Below are 17903 nucleotides of genomic sequence, written 5' to 3'. Positions count from 1 at the left end.
TATGAAAAAATCATATCACGGGATTATTGATAACAATAAGTATTATTGATATAAGAATCATTCTCAATTGTTTCATAGCGAATCAGGGATCATGACCATTCAGTTTGCAACCGCGACGACCGATGTGGCTGCGCAATGTTTTCTCAACGCATTGATGCGTGAAACCCGGGACTGGCAAGTCATCCCGGCCGCTAACAGCCAACAACATCCGCAGTTACATATTCCCCTTACCACTCATAGCGCCATTCGCATTTCACTTCGCCATATTTCGCCCACCCAGCATCACCATTATCTTTTCCCGGCCTATCTGCATCAGCAGGACGACGGTCCGGGCGAAGCGCTGAGCGTGGAACGGCTGGTGACGCTGCTCTTGGCCAAGTCGACGGTCAAAGGTTCGCTGAATGATGAGGTGATCGCCCGCTTCCGCCAACGCGTGCTGGAAAGTCACGACAACACCCAACAGGCCATCGACAACCGCCTTGACTGGCCGACGCTGCGTGATAAGCCGATGAATTTCGCCCAGGCGGAACAGGGATTGCTGGTCGGTCATGCCTTCCACCCGGCACCAAAATCCCACGAGCCGTTTGATCATCAGCAAGCGCGTCGTTATCTGCCGGACTTCGGCGCGCGTTTCCCGCTGCGCTGGTTCGCGGTGAACAAGCGTTTTGTCTGTGGTGACAGCCTGGGGTTGACGTTGCAACAGCGCCTGCAGCGTTTCGCCGCCGAAAGCGCTCCGCAGCTGTTGGCGCATTTCACCGATGACGTCTGGCTGCTGCCGATGCACCCGTGGCAGGCCGAACATTTGCTGGCGCAGGACTGGTGTCGCGACCTGCTGACGCAAAACGCGTTGCGCGACCTGGGCGAAGCCGGCGAGCGCTGGTTGCCGACCAGTTCCTCACGCTCGCTGTACAGCGAAAGCAACCGCGACATGATCAAGTTTTCACTCAGCGTGCGTCTGACCAATTCGGTGCGTACCCTGTCGGTAAAAGAAGTGAAACGCGGTATGCGGCTGGCGCGGCTGGCGCAAACCGAGCGCTGGCAAGCGTTGCAGGCGCGCTACCCGACAATGCGCGTGATGCAGGAAGACGGCTGGGCCGGCCTGTGCGACCTCAACGGCGACGTTCAGGAAGAGAGCCTGATGGCGCTGCGCGTCAACCTGCTGTTCGACCAGCCGCAAACGCAAACCAACGTTCTGGTGACGCTGACCCAGGCCGCGCCGGATGGCGGCGACAGTCTGCTGGCCGCTGCGGTACGCCGCCTGGCGGCGCGTTTACGGTTGCCGTTGCAACAGGCAGCCCGCTGCTGGCTGGATGCCTATTGCGACCACGTACTGCTGCCGCTGTTTAGCACCGAAGCCGATTACGGCCTGGTACTGCTGGCGCACCAGCAAAACATTCTGGTGGAGATGCAGCAGGATCTGCCGGTCGGCATGCTGTATCGCGACTGCCAGGGCAGCGGCTTTACCGCCGACGCGACGCCATGGCTGGCAGAGATTGGCGAAGCCGAGGCGGAAAACCGCTTCAGCGAACAGCAATTGCTGCGCTATTTCCCGTATTACCTGCTGGTCAACTCCACGCTGGCGGTTACCGCTGCGTTGGCTGCTGCCGGTTTCGACGACGAACAGAACCTGATGCTGCGCGTACGCGACGCGCTGAGCCGTCTGCGTGCCAGCGCACGCAACACGCGCTGTCTGGATTACGTGCTCGACAGCAGCCATTGGAACTGCAAAGGCAACTTCTTCTGCTACCTGCACGATCACAATGAGAACACCATCGTCGATCCGGCGGTGATTTATTTCGATTTCGTCAACCCGCTGCGCTCGGGAGAAACCGCATGATGCCAATTGCCAAACTGGTACACGCTCTCGGCGGCTTTCGCTGTGAACAGCTGGACACCCACCTGCCACTCAGCCTCGGGCTGGACGGCAGTGCCGTATTGCATCCGCCGGCGAGCCCATTGCCGGCCGGCTGGCTGGTACAGGCGCTGGATCAACTGCTGGTTGCCGCACCCACCCTCAGCGGCGTGACGCTGCCGTATGCCGAATGGCGCGAAGAGCCACAGGCGCAGGCGCTGTTTGCCCTGGCCAGCGGCGACTATCTGGCGCGCGAAACCTTTTATCAACTGCCGCTGTGGCTGACGGCGGAACGCAACCCGGCCAGCGGTCAGATGCAGTACGACGCCGAACGCGCGCTGTGGTTTCCGCAACGCCCGGCGCGGCCACAGGGCGAGGTCTATCGCCGCTTCGATCCGCAAATCAAGCACACGCTGAGCTTCCGCCTGCCGGAGATCGAGCGCGACGCCGAGCAGTTCACCCGCTGGATGAACGCGCCGCGGGTTAACGCCTTCTGGGAAATGAGCGGCCCGCTGGAAACTCAGGTCGCCTATCTGCAGCGCCAGCTGGATTCCAGCTATTGCTATCCGCTGCTCGGCTGCTTTGACGATCGGCCCTTTGGCTATTTCGAAGTGTATTGGGCGCCGGAAGATCGCATCGGTCGCCACTATCGCTGGCAGCCGTTCGACCGCGGCCTGCATATGCTGGTGGGCGAAGAAAACTGGCGTGGCGCGCAGTACATCCGCAGTTGGCTACGCGGCTTGACGCATTACCTCTATCTGGACGAACCGCGCACCCAGCGCGTGGTGGCCGAACCGCGCGCCGACAACCAGCGCCTGTTCCGCCATTTGCCGGCCGCTGGCTACCAGACAATGAAAGAGTTCGATTTCCCGCACAAACGTTCGCGTCTGATCGTCAACCAACGCCATGCCTTCTTCCAGGAGGGCAACGTATGAACATCGCTGATTATGCCGACTGGCAGCGCGTCAACCGCCAGATGATCGCCAAGATCCTGGCGGAGCTGGAGTACGAACGCACGCTGCACGCGGAAACGCACCATGCCGGCTGGCGTATCGCCGTCGGCGACGCCGCCTATACCTTCAGCGCCCAACGCGGCATCTGGGGCTGGTTGCATATCGATCCGGCGTCGTTGGCCTGCGACAGCCAACCGCTGGCGGCGGACAGTATGCTGCGTCAGTTGGCGCAGGTGCTGGCAATGGACGATGCGCAGATCGCCGAGCACCTGGAAGATCTGTACGCCACGCTGCGTGGCGACATGCAACTGTTGGCGGCACGCCACGGTATGAATGCGCAGGATCTGATCGCGCTCGAACCCGATGCGCTGCAATGCCTGCTGGCCGGGCATCCGAAGTTTATCTTCAACAAGGGCCGACGCGGCTGGGGCCTGACGGCGTTGCAACAATATGCGCCGGAATATCAGGGTCAGTTCCGTCTGCATTGGGTGGCAGCGCAACGCGCTAGCTTCGTCTGGTGCGCCGATGAGCAGTATCCGCTGGAAAACCTGCTCAACAGCGCGATGGACCATGCCGAACGCCAGCGCTTCGATCGCCGCTGGCGCGAACTGAAGCTGAATGACGATTGGGTGCCGGTTCCGCTGCACCCGTGGCAGTGGCAACAGAAAATCGCCCTGCACTTTTTACCGCAGCTGGCCGCCGGTGAGTTGGTGGAACTGGGCGAGTTTGGTGACAGTTATCTGGCACAACAGTCGCTGCGCACGCTGACCAACGTCAGCCGTCGCGTGTCGTTCGACATCAAACTGCCGTTGACCATTTATAACACCTCCTGCTACCGCGGCATTCCCGGCAAATACATCAGCGCCGGTCCGGCAGCTTCCCGCTGGTTGCAGCAGATCTTTGCCGAAGACCGCACGCTGCAGGCCAGCGGCGCACAGATCCTTGGCGAGCCGGCAGCCGGTTACATGACGCATCAAACCTATGCGGCGTTGAAACAGGCACCGTATCGCTATCAGGAAATGCTCGGCGTCATCTGGCGCGAAAACCCGTCCTGCTATTTAAAGGACGACGAACAGGCGATTCTGATGGCCACGCTGATGGAAACCGACAACCACGGACAGCCGCTGATTGCCGCCTATATCGCCCGCTCCGGTCTGAGCGCCGACGCCTGGCTGACGCAGATGTTCCAGGCGGTGGTGATCCCGATGTATCACCTGATGTGCCGTTACGGCGTGGCGCTGATCGCCCATGGCCAGAACATCACGCTAGTGATGAAGGATCATGTACCGCAGCGCGTGCTGTTGAAGGACTTCCAGGGCGATATGCGCCTGGTCGATCAGGCGTTTGCCGAGAGCGCCTCGCTACCGCAGGTAGTGAAGGACGTGACCGTGCGCCTGCCGGCCGATTACCTGATCCACGATTTGCAAACCGGGCATTTTGTTACCGTGCTGCGGTTTATTTCGCCGCTGATGGCGAGTTGCAACGTGAGCGAACAACAATTTTACCAACTGCTGGCGCAGGTGCTGCAACGCTATATGGCGCAGCACCCGGACATGGCAGAGCGTTTTGACCTTTTTAGTCTGTTTAAACCACAAATCATTCGTGTGGTGCTCAACCCGGTGAAACTCACCTATTCAGAGCACGATGGCGGCAGCCGCATGCTGCCCAACTATCTACAGGATCTGGATAACCCGCTTTATTTGGTCACCAAGGAGTTTGCCCAATGAATCAGCCTCTCGATTTCATCGGCATCGGTATCGGTCCTTTCAACCTCAGCATTGCCGCGCTTGGCAGCGAGGTCGACGGTTTTAACGCGCAGTTCTTCGAGCGTAAACCCCATTTTTCCTGGCACCCCGGCATGATGGTGCCGGATTGCCACATGCAGACCAGCTTCCTGAAGGATCTGGTCAGCGCAGTGTCACCAACCAATCCCTACAGTTTCCTTAACTACCTGGTCAAGCGGAAGAAATTCTACCGTTTTCTGACCACCGAGCAGCGTACGGTGTCGCGCGAAGAGTTCGCCGACTATCTGGACTGGGCGGCCAACGGCATGGCGTCGCTGGCGTTCAGTCAGGATATTCACCAGGTGGAATTTGACGATCGCCAACGGCTGTTTGCGGTGACCACCCAACGCGGCGTTTATCATGCCCGCCATGTATGTCTGGGCATCGGCAAGAAAATTCTGCTGCCGGAGTGCGTGACCGAGCAAAACGATCGTTGTTTCCACGCCAGCGAAATGGCGCTGCGCAATCCGGAGCTGGCCGGCAAACGCGTTACCGTGGTCGGCGGTGGGCAGAGCGGTGCCGATCTGTTCCTGAATATTTTCCGTGGCGAATGGGGACAGCCGAGCCAACTGAACTGGGTGTCGCGCCGCAATAACTACAATGCGCTCGACGAAGCGGCCTTCGCCAACGAATATTTCACCCCGGAATACGTAGAGAGCTTTTATACCCTGAACGACAGCGCCAAACAGCGCATGTTGAGCGAACAGAAGATGACCTCCGACGGTATTACCAGCGAATCACTGCTGGCGATTTACCGCGCCATGTATCACCGTTTCGAAGTGCTGCGCGAAACGCCGTGGGCACGCCTGTTGCCGAGCCGCTCACTGGCGGCGCTACACGCACAGGGCAACGGCTACCAGTTGGTGACGCATCACCATCTCGATCAGGGCAAGGAAACCTTCGACAGCGACGTGGTGATTTTTGCCACCGGCTATCAGCAGGATCGCCCGGCATTTCTGGCGCCGCTGGCGGAACGTCTGCACCTCACCGCCGACGACAACTACCGCGTATCGCCCGACTTTACCCTCGGCTGGGACGGCCCGGCAGAAAACTGCCTGTTCGCCGTCAATGCCGGCATGCACAGTCACGGCATCGCCGAACCGCAGCTCAGCCTGATGGCCTGGCGAGCAGCGCGGATCCTCAACCGGGCTTTAGGACGCGAGCAGTTCGATTTGGCGTCCACCCCGGCGGTAATTCAATGGCGTAGTCAACAGCCGGGCACCCCAACCCGCGCAGAACAGTCTATGCTAAATTACTCGGAAATCTGAGGCTTACCTTTTTTGACGCACACCAACAACGGGAAATATTGGAAATAACGATGAAACGCAAACACCTCTGGGTATTGAACCCTTGTCTGCTGGCGATGCTCGCGCCGGCAGCCTGGGCAGAACAACAAAAAAATGAAGAACAACTGGTGGTTTCCGCCAGCCGCGCACACCGTAGCGTCGCGGAAATGGCACAAACCACCTGGGTGATCGAGAGCCAGGAAATCGAGCAGCAGGTTCAGGGCGGAAAAGAGATCAAAGAGATCCTGGCGCAACTGATCCCCGGCATGGACGTCAGCAGTCAGGGCCGAACCAACTACGGCATGAACATGCGCGGCCGGTCGATGCTGGTGATGATCGACGGCGTACGCCAGAACTCATCGCGCACCGACAGCCGTCAGTTGGATTCGATCGACCCGTTCAATATCGATCGCATTGAGGTGATCTCCGGTTCAACCTCGCTGTACGGTGGCGGCAGCACCGGCGGCCTGATCAACATCGTGACCAAAAAAGGCCAGGAGGAAAAGCAGGTCGAACTGCAAATCGGCGGTAAAACCGGCTTCAACAGCCACAACGATCACGATGAAAACGTGTCGGCTGCGGTCAGCGGCGGCACCGAACACGCCTCCGGACGCCTGTCGGTGTCGTATCAGCGCTACGGCGGCTGGTACGATGGCAAAGGCAAGGAAGTGCTGATCGACAACACCCAGACCGGCCTGCAATATTCCGACCGCATCGACGTGATGGGCACCGGCACCATCAACATCGACGAGCATCAGCAGTTGCAGCTGACCACCCAGTATTACAAAAGCCAGTCCGACGGCGAGCACGGCCTGTACCTCGGCGAGAACTTCTCGGCGGTGACCGGCGCAGGCGAAGCGTCTAACAGCAGCGCACTGAATTCTGACCGTATCCCCGGTACCGAACGCCATTTGATCAACCTGCAATACTCCAACACCGATTTCTGGGGACAGGATCTGGTGGCGCAGGTGTATTACCGTGACGAGTCGCTGACCTTCTACCCGTTCCCGACCTTGTCCAAGGGGCAGGTCACCAGCATCGGCGCCTCGCAGCAGAAAACCGATTTCTACGGCGGTAAACTGACGCTAAACAGCAAACCGATCGACAGCCTGACGCTGACCTACGGCGTCGATGCCGAGCATGAAAGCTTCAATGCCAACCAGCAGTTCTTCAATCTGGCCAAGGCGCAACAGTCCGGCGGCATGTATCTGGAAAACGCCTACAACGTCGGCCGCTATCCGAGCTACACCACCACCAACCTGGCGCCGTTCCTGCAGGCCAACTACGACATCAACCCGATCTTCACCCTGAGCGGCGGCGTGCGTTACCAGTACACCGAAAACAAGGTGGACGACTTTGTCGGTTATGCGCAGCAACAGGGTATCGCCAACGGCCTGGCCAACTCTGCCGACGCGGTACCAGGCGGCAAGACCAGCTACAACAATGCGCTGTTCAATGCCGGTTTGCTGGCGCACCTGACCGAACGCCAGCAGGCGTGGTTCAACTTCTCGCAGGGCTTCGAGATCCCGGACCTGGCGAAATATTACGGCTCCGGCAACTATAAGCTGGTGAACGGCCACTATCAGTTGCAAAACAGCGTTAACGTCAACGATTCCAAACTGGATGGCATCAAGGTCAACTCCTACGAGCTGGGTTGGCGCTATACCGGGGATAATCTGCGCACCCAGGTGGCCGCCTACTACTCGCTGTCAGACAAGACCATTTCGATCAACAAGACCGACATGACCATCAGCCTGGATTCCGACAAGCGTCGCATTTACGGCGTGGAAGGGGCGGTTGATTACTTCTTTGATGACAGCGAATGGAGCACCGGCGCCACCTTCAACCTGATAAAATCGCAGACCAAGGTCGATGGCAAATGGGAAAAACTGACCGTGGATACCGCCAGCCCGTCGAAAGCCACCGCCTATGTCAACTGGGCGCCGGGTGACTGGAATCTGCGAGTGCAGTCGCAGCAGACCTTCGATGTTTCCGATGCCGACGGCAATAAGCTCAACGGCTACAACACCGTCGATTTCCTCGGCAGCTACGCCCTGCCGGTGGGCAAGGTCAGCTTCAGCGTCGAAAACCTGCTGGACAAAAACTACACCACCGTATGGGGACAGCGTGCGCCAATCCTGTATAGCCCAACCTACGGCTCGTCCGAGCTGTACAGCTATAAAGGCCGTGGCCGTACCTTTGGCCTGAACTATTCGGTATTGTTCTGATCCCGAGATAGCCTGGGCGCCGCAGCTGGCGCCCTACGCGCAAAAAACCACCGGTTCAACGGTGGTTTTTTATTTTCATCCCTGATAGGGGTGATGCGCCAGCCAGTGTTCGGCAATCTCCTGCCGGCGGCAAATCCACACGCGATCGTGCTGCTGGACATAGTCCAAAAAACGCTGCAAGGCGCGGAATTTGCCCGGTCGTCCCAGCAAGCGGCAGTGCATGCCGATCGACAACATCTTCGGCGCCAGCTCCCCTTCGGCATACAGCACGTCAAAGCTGTCCTTCAAATAGGTAAAGAACTGCTCGCCGGTGTTGAACCCCTGCGGCGAGGCAAAGCGCATGTCGTTGGCCTCCAGGGTATAGGGCACCACCAGATGCGGTTTTCTGTCGCCGTTGGCGCAGGTCACCTCGGTCCAGAACGGCAGATCGTCACCATAATAATCGCTGTCATACAGCATGCCGCCGTGCTCCACCAGCAGCCGACGGGTATTGGGACTGTCGCGGCCGGTATACCAGCCCAACGGCGCCTGCCCGAACAGATCGCGCAACACGCCGATCGCCTGTTGCAGGTGCTGCCGTTCAGTCGCCTCGTCCACGTTCTGATAGTGGATCCAGCGCCAGCCGTGGCTGACCACGTCGTAATCGGCATCCTTGATCGCCTGCACCACCGGCGGATTGCGCGCCAGCGCCATTGCTACACCAAAAACGGTCAGCGGCAGGCCGCGGCGCTGGAACTCCTGGTGAATACGCCAGAAACCGGCGCGCGAACCGTATTCGTACAGGGAGTCCATCGACATATGGCGCTCGGGATAGCTGGCCGCGCCGATAATGTCTGACAGAAACTGCTCGGAACCGGCGTCGCCATGCAGCACATGGCTTTCCGCGCCTTCTTCGTAGTTCAACACGAACTGCAGCGCAATACGCGCCTGCCCCGGCCAGTTGGCATGCGGGGGCTTGCCACCATAGCCGATAAGATCACGCGGATAATCATGGGTAAATTGATACTGGTTCATCGCACCATCCCTCAGTTAAATTCGCTGAAAACGCCGCTTAACGGCTTTGCCAGCGGAAAATCCAGATCGCCATGCTTGCTGGTTCGCAGGCCCAGGCCGTGCAGCGATTCGATCATTTTCACCGCCGCGCTAACGCCGTCGATCACCGGCATCGCCAGTTCGTGCGTCAGTTCCCGCGCCAGATCGGCCATACCGCCGCAGCCCAGCACGATAGCCCCGCTACCGTCCTGCCGTTTGGCAAGCAGGCATTGTTCGCGCACTTTTTGCTGCGCTACGCCGCTGCCGTCCTCCAGCGCCAGCACCGGCAAATCAATGGCGTGCAGCGCGGCACAGTGACGTTCAAAACCGTATTGGTGCAATAGATGGCGGGCGATAATCAGCGTGCGGGGCAACGTGGTGACGATGGAAAAACGCGTCGCCACCAGCGTGGCCATATGCATCGCCGCTTCGGCAATGCCGATCACCGGCGCGTCGGCCAGTTCACGTGCCGCCAACAGGCCGGGATCGCCAAAACAGGCGATAATATGGCCATCAACCCCGGTTTCTCGCCCCTGCTTTACCCGCTGCAATACGCCAATGGCGGCAATCGCCTCATCAAAGTGCCCTTCAATCGACGGCACCCCCTGCGGCGGGCAGACGGCGATGATTTCCGTACCGCGTGCAGCAACCGCGCGCGCCGCCGTGGCGATGGTTTCCGTCATCGCCTGGCTGGTATTGGGATTGATCAACTGAATTTTCATTGCGGCTCCTGCTGGCGCAGGCCGGCGAAGATATGCGCGAAGTCCGGCATATCACCGTCATGGTGGTTAAAGCGCAGGTGGCCAACGATGTCGTCAAAATGCCGCGCCATCTGTGCCGCCAGCCCCGCCGTGTCGGCGTTGCGTAGCAGCACCAGCAGATCGTGGTGATCGTGGCAGCGGCAGCCCTGCTGCCATGGCGCGCCATAGGCGGCAATCACCAGCGATGAGCGCAGCGTCAGTTGCGACACCGTTTCCGTCAGCACCTGGTTACCGCTTACCGCCTGCAATTGCACATGAAACGCGGCGGACAGGCGGATCGCTGCGGCACCGTCACGATCGTCATGCGCTCGTTGTTCCTGGGCGACCAGGGTATCCAGCATCAGCAACTGTTCCGCGCGGCAGCGGCTCACCACCTGCGGCAAATTGGCACATTCCAGCAGCTTACGCGTCGCGAACACTTGGCGGGCTTCGTCTTCTCCCGGCGTGGTGACCTGTGCACCACGCTTGGGCAGTTGCGTTACCAGTTGCACTGCCGCAAGGCGCTGTAACACCCGACGAATGCCGGTGCGGCTCACGCCGAAGGTGTCCGCCAGCGCTTCTTCCGGCAATCTGCTACCGGGTAACAGGCGATGTTCAACGATCGCTTTCACCAGTTGGTTATAAATATGATCGTCGCGATCTTCAGTAAAGTAGGTGGCGTCGAGCCTGTCCCACGTGGCTTGGGTGCCAATCATCACGCTGCTCCGTATACCGTTAGATAACCAAATCGTATACAACAAAAACCATTCTTGTATACAAAAAAGATAAATCTGGCCTGAATCCTGCAAAAGCCCTGTCAGCAACATTGACCCAAATACGGTGAATACATCCGGGTGCCGTTCTAGACAGGAGCACGATTTATGCCAAACCCCAATGAAAACTACAGCCCGAAGCTGTGCAATGACGATCTGGCGCCAACGCGCAATCAGAACTGGAACTGGTACAACATTTTTTCTTTCTGGATGTCGGACGTGCACAGCATGGGCGGCTATGTGGTGGCGGCCAGCTTCTTTACCCTGGGGCTGGCCAGTTGGCAGGTGCTGATTTGTCTGTTGGCGGGTATTTGCATTGTCCAGCTGTGCGCCAATCTGGTAGCCAAACCCAGCCAGATGACCGGCGTGCCGTACGCGGTCGTCTGCCGCCAGGCGTTTGGCGTGTTCGGCGCCAATATTCCGGCGGTGATCCGAGGGTTGATCGCTTTCGCCTGGTATGGCATTCAAACCTATTTGGCGGCCAATGCGTTGATGCTGGTACTGCTGAAGTTCTTCCCGACGCTGATGCCACTGACGCAACCGCATTGGCTGGGGCTTTCCGCCATCGGCTGGATATGCTTTGGCATCATGTGGGTGTTGCAGGCCATGGTGTTCTGGCATGGCATGAACGCCATCAAACGCTTTATTGACGTTGCCGGGCCGGCAGTTTATGTGGTGATGCTGGCGTTGGCCGGCTGGATTGTGTACAAAACCGGGCTGGAAAACATCTCCTTTACCCTGGCCAGCAAAACGCTGAGCGCGCAGGAACAGGGCTGGCAGATGCTGACCGCCACCGCGTTGGTGGTGTCCTACTTCTCCGGCCCGTTGCTCAACTTCGGCGATTTTTCTCGCTACGGTAAAAGCATGCAGGAAATCCGCCGCGGCAACCGCTGGGGGCTGCCGTTCAACTTTCTGCTGTTTTCACTGGTCACGGTGGTGATCGTTTCCGGCACCCAATCGCTGTTCGGCCAGATGATTACCGATCCGATTGAAACCGTAACCCGCGTCGGCAACAGCGTGGCGGTGGCCATCGGCCTGCTGACGATGATTACCGCCACTATCGGCATCAATATCGTCGCCAACTTCGTGTCACCGGCGTTCGACTTTTCCAACTGCGCACCACAAAAGATCAGCTTCCGCACCGGCGGCATGATCGCCGCCGTCGGCTCGGTGCTGCTGACGCCGTGGAACCTGTTCCAGTCGCCGGAGCTGATCCATTACACCCTGGACGTGCTGGGCGCGTTTATCGGTCCATTGTTCGGCATCTTGGTGGCAGATTTTTACCTGATCAAGCGCGGCCAGATCCACGTCGACGATCTGTTCAACGCCACGCCGAATGGCCGCTACTGGTATCGCAACGGCTTCAACCCGAAGGCCATTCTGGCGCTGCTGCCGTCGGTGGCGGTTGGCCTGGTGATCAGTTTTACGCCCGAGCTGCACGCCGTGGCGAACTTCAGCTGGTTTATCGGCGTACTGCTTGGCGGCGGCTGTTACCGCTACTTTGCCCGCCATGAACATGCGGCCAACCATAGAGTGATGTTTGGCAAGGTGGAAATGAGCAAGGAGTAAAAACAACGAAGCCCTGAATCATTGCTGATTCAGGGCTTCTGAATGTTGGCGGAACGGACGGGGCTCGAACCCGCGACCCCCTGCGTGACAGGCAGGTATTCTAACCAACTGAACTACCGCTCCGCGCCGTTCCCTCTTGCGGGGGAACGAGGCGCATATTACGGACGGCGGCAGATTCCGTCAATGCCTTTTTCTTATAAAAATAACCGTTTGCGCAGATTTTCAGCGAATGTCGTCAGCGCGCATTTACTCCGTGTGCCAGCGAAATTGGCCTGCGGGTTATTCCGCGCGCCACAGGCAGTTACCGCCGCCCTTTTTCGCCACCAGATCCAGCCGTGATTCGTGTGCCACCACTTCGTCATCACTGGCGTAAATCACCTTCATCGACGTCGCCGGGCGTGCAATACGCTGGATATCCTGCGTGGAATCGCTCTGCTGGGTATCCCCTTCCATCTGAAATGCCATGGTGGTCTGCCCGCCGGTCATTGCCAGATAAACTTCGGCCAGGATCTCGGCATCGAGCAATGCGCCGTGCAAGGTTCGCTTGCTATTGTCGATCTCGTAGCGGCTACACAGCGCATCGAGGTTGTTGCGCTTGCCCGGGAACAGACGACGCGCCATCAACAGGCTGTCGGTAATGGCGCAGAAGGTTTCCGTCTTCGGAATGTCCTGCTGCAACATGCGGAATTCGTGATCCATAAAGCCGATATCGAACGCCGCGTTGTGGATGACCAACTCACCGCCGCGGATAAATTCGATAAATTCATCGGCTATCTGATCGAAGGTCGGCTTGTCCGCCAGGAATTCATCGCTGATGCCGTGAACGCCGTAAGCCTCAGGATCCACCAGCCGATCCGGCTTGACGTAAACGTGATAATGCCGACCGGTCAGGCGACGGTTGATCACTTCCACCGCACCGATTTCGATAATGCGGTGGCCTTCGTAATGAACCCCTAACTTGTTCATACCGGTGGTTTCGGTATCGAGTACGATCTGTCTGGTTGGTGTAGTGATCATATTGCAGTGCTCATAGCGCTCGTTTATGTCAGACTTGGCTTTTATAAAACTGATAGGAAGAGTCTACCAGAGATGCTCAAACAGGTAGAAATTTTCACCGATGGCTCCTGCCTTGGCAACCCCGGCCCCGGTGGTTACGGCGCAATCTTGCGCTATAAACAGGTTGAAAAAACCTTCAGCGCCGGTTACCGGCTCACTACCAATAACCGTATGGAGCTGATGGCGGCGATCGTGGCGCTGGAAGCGCTAACCGCGCCCTGTGAAGTGATCCTCAGCACCGATAGCCAGTATGTTCGCCAGGGTATCACCAGTTGGATCCACAACTGGAAGAAGCGCGGCTGGAAAACCGCCGACAAAAAACCGGTCAAAAACGTCGATCTGTGGCAGCGGCTGGATCTGGCGATTGCCCGCCACACTATTCGCTGGGAATGGGTCAAGGGGCATGCCGGACATCCGGAGAACGAACGCTGCGACGTGCTAGCTCGCGAAGCGGCCGGCAACCCCACGCAAGAAGACAGCGGTTATAAACCGGAAGCGTAATCCGCTGGCGCCAGCGTTACGGTAATTTGCGATAACTCTTGGTCGCGCCCACCGCGCGGCTGAGAGCCGGCTTGCGTGCGCCAAGTTTCATGGCCGTTGGAGTCAGTGGCACCGTGCGTTTACGTGCGACTATCATGCTCATGCAGCCCAGCGCTGGCAGGTGGGTACCTAAAAATACCCCTCCCTGCCGATGCCACGGCAGCACGTGAAAACGCGTTTGCTGCAACACTTCATAGTTCAATAGACTCAGCCAGTCCAACAGCCGCATCTGAGTAAACATGCGGCTGGCAAAAGGTTGACGCTGGCGAAGACCGGGGAGCAGTTTACCCAGCCCCAGCACGCTGAACGGATTAAAGGTACTGAGCACCAACCAACCGTCATCAATCAGAATGCGATCTACTTCGCGCAACATGCGATGCGGATCATCGGCATAGGACAAAGCCTGCGCCATCAGACAGGCATCGACCGACTTGTCGGCGAAGGGCAACCGATAAGGATCGGCTATAACCTGTAGGTGGTCACCGCTCAGACCAACGTTGACCTGGTGGGAAATGGCGCATTTATCAGTAGCCAATCCAGCGCTGAGATTACCCAGCTTTAATAGGTGAAAGCCGAACAGCTTCGGCCACCAGGGCTGCAGTTGACGCTCGAGCGCTGCGCGGTAATATTCCCCCCACGGCAGCGCCGCCCAGGATTGCGGGCTGGCAAGCTTTTGTAGAGTATGGGCTGGTTTCATGATTTATTATCTTCTTTCAAGCCGTTGCCAACGAGAGGTGTCCGATGAATCTTATCAGCATTCCTGCCTTGCAGGACAATTACATTTGGATATTGGATGACCAACAGGGACATTGCACCATTGTCGATCCGGGTGAAGCGCAACCGGTGCTGGACGCCCTGCGTAAACTGGAACTCACCCCCGATGCAATACTGCTGACCCACCATCATCACGACCACGTCGGCGGCGTGGCGCAAATTCTGGCGCAATACCCTGCACTGCCGGTATATGGCCCGCACGAGACCGCCAATAAGGGGGCGACCACCCTGGTAGAAGACGGTGACATCATTACCGTCAGCGGCAGAAAATACCGCGTAATAGCGGTTCCCGGACATACTCTGGGCCATGTCGCATTCTACAGTGCACCTTATTTGTTCTGCGGCGATACGCTTTTTTCCGCCGGTTGCGGCCGGCTGTTCGAGGGCACTGCCGAACAAATGTATTACTCGTTTCAACAACTCTCGCAACTTCCCGATAACACCATAATCTGTTGCGCGCACGAATATACTGTTTCAAATCTTAAGTTTGCGCGGGCTATTTTGCCGCAAGATCGACAGATCGAAACATATCAACAACAAGTCATGGCGTTAAGGGCAAAAAACCAACCCAGCGTGCCTACAACCCTGCAATTAGAGCGTGAAATTAACCTATTTTTACGTTGTCATGACACTGATTTACAAAAGAAATTAGGCTTTGATCGCCCCCCTGAGCATCTTCATTCGGTTTTTTCCGAATTACGCTTGCGCAAGGACAGCTTCTGAAGCTTTTGGTTGTGTTATTTGCCTAAGCGAAGTATTATCGCTCGTCTTTTAAGCAACTATATTGACACACACATGAAGGCTAAAGCGATATTACTCGCCTCAGTCTTGCTTGTAGGGTGCCAGTCGTCCAGGCAGGACGCACCAGCTCCAGAACAGCATGCACAGAGTTTGTCTTCGGCAAGTCAAGAAGGTGAAGCAGGAGAGTACACAGCGAAAGGTCGAGCGAGCTCGGCGCGGTGGTTGGATAAAAACAGCGGTACCGCGCAGCAACAGGACCTGTGGAACTTCATTAGCGACGAGCTGAAGATGGAGGTTCCGGAAAACTCCCGGATCCGTGAACAAAAAAGAAAGTACTTAAAAAGTAAGAGCTATCTCCACGATGTAACATTACGGGCAGAGCCGTACATGTACTGGATAGTCGAGCAGATCAAGAAACGCGATATGCCGATGGAACTGGTACTGCTACCCATAGTGGAGAGCGCTTTTGACCCTCACGCCACGTCAAGTGCCAACGCCGCAGGGCTATGGCAGATCGTGCCGCAAACGGGTCGCAATTATGGTTTGAAAAACAACCAGTGGTATGACGGGCGCCGCGATGTGGTCGCTTCGACAACTGCTGCGCTGGATATGATGCAGTACCTGAACCGCATGTTCAACGGCGACTGGTTATTGACCGTCGCTGCCTATAACAGTGGTGAAGGCCGTGTCATGAAAGCGGTGAAGGCGAATAAACGCCAGGGTAAGCCAACCAATTTCTGGGCATTGTCGCTTCCGCGTGAAACGTCAATCTATGTTCCGAAAATGTTGGCACTGAGCGATATCATCAAGCACAGCAAGAAGTACGGCGTTCGTTTGCCAAAAACGGATGAAACCCGTGCGCTGGCGCGTGTTGACGTCGGTCAGCAAATACAGCTCACTCAGGCGGCTGAGATGGCTGGGCTTTCATTGACCAAGATGAAGGCATTTAACCCTGGCTACAAAAAAGGCGTTACCGCGCCAAACGGGCCCCATTACATTATGGTTCCCCAGGGCCGAGCCGATCGGCTGAAGGATTCACTGGCCGATGGCCAGATCGCGGTGACCGAGCCAAGCACCCAGTTGGCAAAAAACAGCGGGTTGACAGGCGGCAGTACCTATAAAGTGCGCTCCGGCGACACCTTGTCCGGTATCGCCAAGCGGTTGAATATACGTACCAGCGATTTGCAGAGTTGGAACAACTTACGTGCCAGGAGCACCCTCAAAGTTGGGCAAACCCTGCAAGTGGCCAGCAATAGCGGCAATAACAACAGCAGCATCACCTACCGCGTACGCAAAGGTGATTCACTGGCCAGCATTGCACGTCGTCACGGCGTCGAGATCAATGACGTGATGCGTTGGAACTCAACCCTGGCCAGCAAGAGCAGCAACTTGCAACCCGGCTTGAAATTGACGTTGTTTGTCGACAACAGTTCGACACCTGACACCTAAATTTCCGGCATAAAAAAGCACCCTGCAACGGGTGCTTTTTTTTTGCCTGGCAATCACCAATGCGGTTTGGCGCTGTCGGGGTGAAACTCCACCAACAGCGGGTTATGATCCGAGGCCTGGGTTACCAAGACCGAGGCTTCCACCACCCCAAGATTACGGTAAAACACGAAATCCAGCGGCCGGCCAAATGCCTTGCGCCGATGATCGTCGGTAAAATTCACCTCGCGCAGCGCCATATCGCTGGCGAACTGGTACAGCGCATTGATGCGTTTACGGCTCCAGGCATTGAAATCGCCCGCCATGATCACCGGCCCGTGGTGGTTGGCGATCTGCTCGCCAATCGGTCCCAGCTGTTTGCTATACACGTCCACCCCGAGGCTGAAGTTGACCGCATGGATATTCACCACCATCAACAGCTGGCCGTTATACAGCGGATAAACGGTGATTAACGCCGATTTGGCCAACCGCAGCAGTGGCTCCCGTTCCCGTAACGGGCAACAGTAAACCGGGTGCGCCGCCGCCAGCGTCATGACACCAGAGGGATGCTGTGGCAAGACGAAAGCCGGCACCTGATCGGCCGCCAGATAATGGGTAGTGGCAAAGCTTACCAGTTCCGGCGTGGTTTGCGCCTCTTGCAACAACACCAGCTGCGCGTCTTTACCAAAGCTTTTCAGCACCGACAGCCAATCGGCCCGTTGCTGCTTGAATATATTCCATACCATCACCCGCAGCGCTCCCGCGGTAGGCAACGCAGCCCCCGGGGGTAACGGTTGGTCGACGGCGCCAGGGAAAATTCGCTCAACTGGCTGGCCTGCAACATACCTCATTGCATAAGTTCGTTTCGGCACGCTATTCGCCTATTTCCCATTGGATAAAATGGCGGAGTCATTCCCGCCAACAATGCATTGATTATACGCCTGCCTGCGCTCGGCGTTAGGTTTTCCGGGGCATAGCCCTAACAGTTATAGGGGCGCTGAGTGGGGAATTCAATCGGTACTGGGTATATGAATGTAAAGGTTAGCGGGAAAAGGACAGAAATGCGAAAAGGCCCGCAAATGCGGGCCTGAGGGGAATGGTTCGCTGCAATTACGCGCTTTGTAACCGGCGTTTCCGATCCAGCCGGCCG

The 17903-nt window shown here is 57.5% G+C and carries 15 protein-coding genes and 1 tRNA gene; 9 read left to right on the top strand and 7 right to left on the bottom strand.

What is annotated here, in order from left to right; all coding sequences use genetic code 11:
- Positions 1 to 91 precede the first annotated feature (91 nt).
- The 5 genes from AC2AXP_RS00190 to AC2AXP_RS00170 are packed head-to-tail and all read left to right on the top strand — an operon-like array spanning position 92 to position 8103.
- Entirely contained in the window at positions 92 to 1837 is a 1746-nt protein-coding gene (locus AC2AXP_RS00190; RefSeq protein WP_484381358.1) for an IucA/IucC family protein, read from the top strand.
- Positions 1834 to 2787: a GNAT family N-acetyltransferase gene (locus AC2AXP_RS00185; protein ID WP_004955025.1), complete on the top strand. Its 954-nt coding sequence runs from the start codon at positions 1834 to 1836 to the stop codon at positions 2785 to 2787. Before AC2AXP_RS00190 ends, AC2AXP_RS00185 begins: the two co-directional genes overlap by 4 nt.
- Positions 2784 to 4532: an aerobactin synthase IucC gene (iucC, locus tag AC2AXP_RS00180; RefSeq protein ID WP_198773418.1), complete on the top strand. Its 1749-nt coding sequence runs from the start codon at positions 2784 to 2786 to the stop codon at positions 4530 to 4532. The genes AC2AXP_RS00185 and iucC overlap by 4 nt, the downstream gene beginning before the upstream one ends.
- Complete coding sequence (locus AC2AXP_RS00175; RefSeq protein WP_198773419.1) at positions 4529 to 5857, top strand: lysine N(6)-hydroxylase/L-ornithine N(5)-oxygenase family protein; 1329 nt, start codon at positions 4529 to 4531, stop codon at positions 5855 to 5857. Before iucC ends, AC2AXP_RS00175 begins: the two co-directional genes overlap by 4 nt.
- A gap of 50 nt (positions 5858 to 5907) precedes the next feature.
- Positions 5908 to 8103 carry a TonB-dependent siderophore receptor gene (locus AC2AXP_RS00170; protein ID WP_004955043.1) on the top strand — a complete coding sequence of 732 codons (2196 nt, stop codon included), beginning with the start codon at positions 5908 to 5910 and terminating at the stop codon, positions 8101 to 8103.
- 75 nt (positions 8104 to 8178) lie between these two features.
- On the opposite strand, the gene puuE is transcribed toward AC2AXP_RS00170, so the two are convergent.
- Genes puuE through AC2AXP_RS00155 form a run of 3 tightly spaced genes read right to left on the bottom strand, consistent with a single transcriptional unit; the run spans position 8179 to position 10591 of the window.
- The gene (gene puuE, locus AC2AXP_RS00165; RefSeq protein ID WP_004955044.1) at positions 8179 to 9117 is read right to left on the bottom strand and encodes an allantoinase PuuE; all 939 of its coding nucleotides are present in this window, start codon (positions 9115 to 9117) and stop codon (positions 8179 to 8181) included.
- Positions 9118 to 9128: 11 nt separating this feature from the next.
- Entirely contained in the window at positions 9129 to 9857 is a 729-nt protein-coding gene (gene hpxA / locus AC2AXP_RS00160; protein WP_004955045.1) for an allantoin racemase, read from the bottom strand.
- Positions 9854 to 10591 (bottom strand): GntR family transcriptional regulator, encoded by a 738-nt coding sequence (locus AC2AXP_RS00155; RefSeq protein ID WP_484381357.1) that lies wholly within the window; start codon positions 10589 to 10591, stop codon positions 9854 to 9856. The genes hpxA and AC2AXP_RS00155 overlap by 4 nt, the downstream gene beginning before the upstream one ends.
- A gap of 165 nt (positions 10592 to 10756) precedes the next feature.
- Between AC2AXP_RS00155 and AC2AXP_RS00150 the strand changes: the two genes are divergently transcribed.
- The gene (locus tag AC2AXP_RS00150) at positions 10757 to 12217 is read left to right on the top strand and encodes an NCS1 family nucleobase:cation symporter-1 (RefSeq protein ID WP_484381356.1); all 1461 of its coding nucleotides are present in this window, start codon (positions 10757 to 10759) and stop codon (positions 12215 to 12217) included.
- A gap of 46 nt (positions 12218 to 12263) precedes the next feature.
- Here AC2AXP_RS00150 and AC2AXP_RS00145 read toward each other — a convergent pair.
- Positions 12264 to 12340, bottom strand: a tRNA-Asp gene (locus AC2AXP_RS00145).
- A gap of 156 nt (positions 12341 to 12496) precedes the next feature.
- Positions 12497 to 13234: a DNA polymerase III subunit epsilon gene (gene dnaQ, locus AC2AXP_RS00140; protein WP_004955050.1), complete on the bottom strand. Its 738-nt coding sequence runs from the start codon at positions 13232 to 13234 to the stop codon at positions 12497 to 12499.
- A 72-nt stretch (positions 13235 to 13306) separates the two neighbouring features.
- On the opposite strand from dnaQ, the gene rnhA reads away from it, so the two are divergent.
- Positions 13307 to 13774, top strand: coding sequence for a ribonuclease HI (gene rnhA / locus AC2AXP_RS00135; RefSeq protein WP_039991101.1), 468 nt, complete (start codon positions 13307 to 13309; stop codon positions 13772 to 13774).
- Positions 13775 to 13790: 16 nt separating this feature from the next.
- Here rnhA and AC2AXP_RS00130 read toward each other — a convergent pair whose 3' ends face one another.
- Entirely contained in the window at positions 13791 to 14510 is a 720-nt protein-coding gene (locus AC2AXP_RS00130; RefSeq protein ID WP_004955053.1) for a class I SAM-dependent methyltransferase, read from the bottom strand.
- Positions 14511 to 14554: 44 nt separating this feature from the next.
- Here AC2AXP_RS00130 and gloB point away from each other — a divergent pair, with 44 nt between their 5' ends.
- Both gloB and mltD read left to right on the top strand, forming a co-directional pair.
- Positions 14555 to 15310 carry a hydroxyacylglutathione hydrolase gene (gloB, locus tag AC2AXP_RS00125; protein WP_198773422.1) on the top strand — a complete coding sequence of 252 codons (756 nt, stop codon included), beginning with the start codon at positions 14555 to 14557 and terminating at the stop codon, positions 15308 to 15310.
- Between the two features lie 72 nt (positions 15311 to 15382).
- The gene (gene mltD, locus AC2AXP_RS00120) at positions 15383 to 16777 is read left to right on the top strand and encodes a murein transglycosylase D (protein WP_004955058.1); all 1395 of its coding nucleotides are present in this window, start codon (positions 15383 to 15385) and stop codon (positions 16775 to 16777) included.
- A gap of 53 nt (positions 16778 to 16830) precedes the next feature.
- Here the strand turns inward: mltD and AC2AXP_RS00115 are convergent, their stop codons facing one another.
- Positions 16831 to 17625, bottom strand: a complete 795-nt coding sequence (locus tag AC2AXP_RS00115; RefSeq protein ID WP_071586626.1) for an endonuclease/exonuclease/phosphatase family protein — start codon at positions 17623 to 17625, stop codon at positions 16831 to 16833.
- Between the last annotated feature and the right edge of the window lie 278 nt (positions 17626 to 17903).

It is taken from the genome of Serratia sp. Sp408 (genome assembly GCF_057180665.1).
This window is presented reverse-complemented; position numbering and strand designations above follow the sequence as displayed.